This window comes from Boseongicola sp., from assembly GCF_057460485.1.
Genome location: NZ_JBVCWP010000307.1, coordinates 1 through 4321 on the forward strand (window position 1 = coordinate 1; position 4321 = coordinate 4321).

The 4321-nt window shown below is 53.5% G+C and carries 5 protein-coding genes and 1 pseudogene; 4 read left to right on the forward strand and 2 right to left on the reverse strand.

Annotated elements, in window-relative coordinates; genetic code table 11:
• A partial coding sequence (locus tag AC221Y_RS20890; RefSeq protein WP_486708288.1) for an alpha/beta hydrolase occupies window positions 1-714 on the forward strand: 714 nt, incomplete at its 5' end.
• A 161-nt stretch (window positions 715-875) separates the two neighbouring features.
• Here AC221Y_RS20890 and AC221Y_RS20895 read toward each other — a convergent pair.
• Window positions 876-1352 carry a hypothetical protein gene (locus AC221Y_RS20895; protein WP_486708289.1) on the reverse strand — a complete coding sequence of 159 codons (477 nt, stop codon included), beginning with the start codon at window positions 1350-1352 and terminating at the stop codon, window positions 876-878.
• 291 nt (window positions 1353-1643) lie between these two features.
• Here AC221Y_RS20895 and AC221Y_RS20900 point away from each other — a divergent pair.
• Both AC221Y_RS20900 and AC221Y_RS20905 read left to right on the forward strand, forming a co-directional pair.
• Window positions 1644-1772: pseudogene (locus AC221Y_RS20900) on the forward strand (IS3 family transposase); the annotation flags it as partial.
• 219 nt (window positions 1773-1991) lie between these two features.
• Window positions 1992-2366, forward strand: coding sequence for a potassium channel family protein (locus tag AC221Y_RS20905; RefSeq protein ID WP_486708290.1), 375 nt, complete (start codon window positions 1992-1994; stop codon window positions 2364-2366).
• Between the two features lie 164 nt (window positions 2367-2530).
• Here the strand turns inward: AC221Y_RS20905 and AC221Y_RS20910 are convergent, their stop codons facing one another.
• Entirely contained in the window at window positions 2531-3502 is a 972-nt protein-coding gene (locus tag AC221Y_RS20910; protein WP_486708291.1) for a helix-turn-helix domain-containing protein, read from the reverse strand.
• A 248-nt stretch (window positions 3503-3750) separates the two neighbouring features.
• Between AC221Y_RS20910 and AC221Y_RS20915 the strand changes: the two genes are divergently transcribed.
• Window positions 3751-4321: M81 family metallopeptidase (locus tag AC221Y_RS20915; protein WP_486708292.1), on the forward strand; the 571-nt coding region annotated here is incomplete at its 3' end.

A 4321-nucleotide genomic window follows, 5' to 3' on the forward strand; every position in this document is an offset into this window, starting at 1 on the left:
AACGTTTTGGTTTTTGTGCATGGCTACAACACAACCTTGTCAGAAGCAGTTCTTCGGATGGGTCAATTCGTTGAGGATTCCGGCTATCAGGGCGTTCCAGTTTTGTTCAGCTGGGCCTCCGGTGGCCATGTGTTGGACTACGTTTATGACATGAACAGCGTCCTGGTCGCGCGGGACGACCTGTTGCTCGGTGCTAATCTCATCTCGAAAACCAACGCAAAGGCCGTTGATGTCCTATCGCATTCCATGGGCAATCTGCTTACGGTCGAAGCAATGCGACAGGCAAAACTTAACGGCACCTTGAACCGGACAGGTCGGCTTCGCCATGTCATTTTGGCGGCACCCGACATTGACGCCGATCTGTTCCGGCAGCAGCTGGCACCGTTTGCCGACAATGAACGGCAGTTTTACATTCTTATCTCTCGCGACGACCGGGCTTTGAGTTTTTCCAGGCTTCTTGCGCGAGGAGTGCCGCGGGTCGGCAATGAGGACGTTGAAGATCTGGCAGGACTTGGCGTGACAGTCTTAGATCTGTCTGAGATCTACGTGAATGGTTCAAACCACTCAAAATTCGCAGACTCGCCCGAGATAGTGCAGTTGATTGGCAAGAGACTAAGCGTCGATGGAGTGGGGACGAGGAACGGTTCGGATCCACTCCTCTCGTCGGTGCTGATGCTGCCAATTACAGTCACCGCAGCGACGTTGGCCCGGTAACCGCTGCAACGTCTGAGCATCAACGAGCGAACTCTGGATCATATCTTAAATGTAAACGCAATGGTTGCGTTGAAGGACCCCGCAACGAAGGCGTTTGACCTCTTGCCGGTCAAACCATCGGACATCATCACGGATCATGCAACCAAGACAACAGAGCGGTTTCAATCGCCAGCTTTCACCATCATGGCGTCGCTGATTTCGAACAAGCGCGTGTTGCCACAGATCACGATGACGGAGCGCAGCCGGGAGGCTGGTGCATCTGCTGTCACAGAAACCGTCTGGGTATCCAGCATCTGGGCAACCATTCCGTCCGGCGGTGTCGTGGTAATCACCGCGAAGACCGTTGGCACTGCAGAACGATCTGCCTTTCCGATTTTCAGGCCGACAGTATATCCTGGTGTGGGCAGCGTGAGATCGCCGCTCACGAAAAGGAGGGGGGATGCCCCATCATGCGGAGCCGGGGTGAGTTTTACGACCCAGTTGCTGCTTTCGATCACAGGGCAATCGTCGGTTGGCGTCGAGGAAGACATTTCGCGCTCGCTCTGGGCTTGATCCGACTGGTTCTGCGCGTTGCACGCAGTCGTGGCAAGCATCGGTAGAACCGCCAGACAGAGGAGCAAAGCTTTCGATTGTGTCATGACTGGATACTCCTGAAGTTAAACCCGTTTCACCGCCGCTTTTGCGTCGCCCGACATCAAGAGCTGCTGAATCGCAGCAGCTTATGACGTCCTTGTAGTACGGTTATGTTCACACCACGCCCCCCGAATGCCTTTGGCACGGCAAAGAAAGTATAGATCCAAACCACGACTAACAGCGGCTAACAAACAAAAGTAGGCAGAATTTTGACGCGCTGCAACCGGGAAACAAGATCCAATTCCTACGCTGGCGAAATCCGCCAGGTGCGTTTGGCATCGTGGTCGGGTACCGTTCGGCTCGCCTGTCGAGTTCTCGGTCAGCATCGGTCAACCCAGCGGAAGGTGCGGCAAGGCCGCGCCAATGATGACGCGCTAACCGCGGACATCATCGCACTTGCCTCTGAATACAGGCGCTACGGATATCCGCATTGAAAGGAAGCTCCGCTCAACGGATGTCATCGACGTGGTGTCCGACCCTTTCATCCTGCAGGGCGTGCCCAATTGAACCCAACCCAAAAGGTCGCATGATGGCCGGACCAGAAATGGGGTGAACTCCACGTGGTCCTGCACTAAGATTGAAACCGGACCACCCGATAGGGGCAGGCCAGCCAACCCAAGCCGCGTTATTGTGGAGTGTCTTCTATGCTGTCTTTCGCCATCACCTTCGTAAGACTTCTCAAAGCGATCGTGCACTCTTGGAGTGTTCCGATGTTTCGGGCCAATTTCGCGCTGGCCGTGCTTATCCTGCTTTCTGCAACTCTGTTCTACCACTCTGTGGAAGGATGGTCGTGGATCGACGCATTGTATTTCAGCGTAACGACAATTTCGACTGTTGGTCTTGGTGATTTGTCGCCGCATACCGATTTAGGCAAGCTCTTCACGATCATCTACATCTTCGTTGGCGTTGGCGTTTTCGTCGCGCTGTTCGCTCAATTCGCGCGCGCTTTGTTGAAGGTGGAGGACGATAACAAAGAGCCGCCCTCCCAAAAGCAACTGACTAAGTCTGATGATGCCTGAAAATCTAAAGCCATTGCCGAAACGAAGAGTATCCCCGGCGCTTGCTTCCTGCAGGATGCTGATGCGACCGGTCGACATACACGAGGGCGGTGGCGCTCAAATGCGTCCACAAAATGCTTTAAGGTTAAGCCTTAACGAAGGCAAAATCTGGGACTCCGGCGAATTCATCGCTTGTTGAGGGTCTCTGACGGGTATTCCCCGAAAAAGTAGCGATATCGTTTGGCAAAGCGACCGCTGTGGGTGAAGCCAAGCGACAGGGCAACATCTTTGACCGAAGGTGGGACCCTTTCCGCCGCAAGGAACGCACAGCGCGCTTGGGTAATTCTCTTCGCTTGCAAGTACGCAATTGGCGAAACGCCGTAAACTTCATTGAAACACAAGTGCAATGTTGTTGCTCCGACGTTAGCAGCCTTGCAAAGGTCAGCTATGCTTGGTGGATTCGTCGTGCGGTCTTCAAACAGTCCTTCTGCGCGCCTGACAACACGCACAGGGTCAAGATCGAGATGTGAAAATGCAGTCTGATCGATTGCCTTTGCCATGATGAGGCTGGCAATCCCAGAAAAAAGATCATTCTCGACGACAGCATCCAGTGCGAACTTACCGGGGCCCATAGGTTTGTCCAGTGACGCTGCTATCGTCTTCAGAATCCGCCTGTGAAACCTTGTGCCCAAGGCTGAACCAAGGGCCATCCGTTGATCGTCGAGGGCGATATCGTCGATATAGCGACCACTCACATTGGCGCATACATCCCTCAGTTTAGATTTTCGCACACCCAATGCTAAGTTGTGTCTCTTTTCGCCGGTGGTGGAATATCCGTCAGGACCGCCAGAAAGAAAAACATCGAACGGTCTTGCCAATTGACCGTTGAAAACGTAGCCGCCGAGCCAATCGACTGGTACCATCAAAACCATCCAGTCCGGGTGGGGCACGATGGTACTGGCCATTTTTGGCGCGACCTTGCTACGAAAGATAAGCAGATCCCGTCCAGTGACTTGCAGCATTTTGTATTCAAGACGTCCCGGCCCGAGTTGCACCGCTTCGGCTTGAAGGGTGGGCAAGCCGCGCCAAAACTCTTGATGCGTCAGGTCGGTTTTCGCGGGAAAGTGCGTCAACTGCTTCGGTGGCCCCACAGTCATGAAAACTCTCCTAACTGGCCGGTGTTCAGCAAAAACCTAACGCCATCGACTCCTAAATGAACCTGTAGCCGTCGACGGCGTAGGATTTGTCCCTCGATTCTGGGCCCACCTTACCACCAGAGTAGGATCTGACCCTCACTTCCAGGCTCGAATCGACTTTACTGAGGTACCGTCGAGAATGCAAAACTGAACCCGAAGCACTTGACCGCGACGCGTGCCGTCGCCCTGCTCGAGATGGAGTAAAGCTTATGAAGCGTAGAACATTCAATACACTAGCCGTCTCTGCAGGGGTTACTGCGATATCGTCGCCTTTACTGGGTTCCCCGGGAGAAAGTGGAAAATTACGGGTCTGCTGTGTCGGTTTTTTCCATGAAACAAACACATATCTCACCGAAGGCATGGGCGAAACCACGCTGGACAACATGCGTATCTTTCGGGGTGATGAAATCAAGGCACTCAGAGGAACAGCCTTGGGCGGTGCAGTTGATGTGTGTGAGGAAAACGGCTGGGAGTTGCTCCCGGGTCTCATATACGGACCAGATTCGAGCTTTGGTCTGGTGAATGCGCAGTTCTGGAGAGATGCGAAAAAAGAAATGCTCGACACGCTCGAAGCTCAGATGCCACTGGACATCGTTTACCTCGCTCTACACGGTGCAGGTGTTGTGGATAAAACGCCTGATCTTGAAGGAGATCTGGCGGAGTCCGTCAGAGGACTGGTAGGAAAGGACACGATGATCGTCTGGTCCGGCGACCTGCATGGCAAGATCACGGACAAAATGAAGAACAATATGAATTTCTTCAGTGCCTGCAAAAAATATC

Coding starts and splice junctions, on each gene's coding strand:
- AC221Y_RS20895 (WP_486708289.1), bottom strand. CDS start 1,352: ATGACACAATCGAAAGCTTTGCTCCTCTGTCTGGCGGTTCTACCGATG.
- AC221Y_RS20905 (WP_486708290.1), top strand. CDS start 1,992: ATGCTGTCTTTCGCCATCACCTTCGTAAGACTTCTCAAAGCGATCGTG.
- AC221Y_RS20910 (WP_486708291.1), bottom strand. CDS start 3,502: ATGACTGTGGGGCCACCGAAGCAGTTGACGCACTTTCCCGCGAAAACC.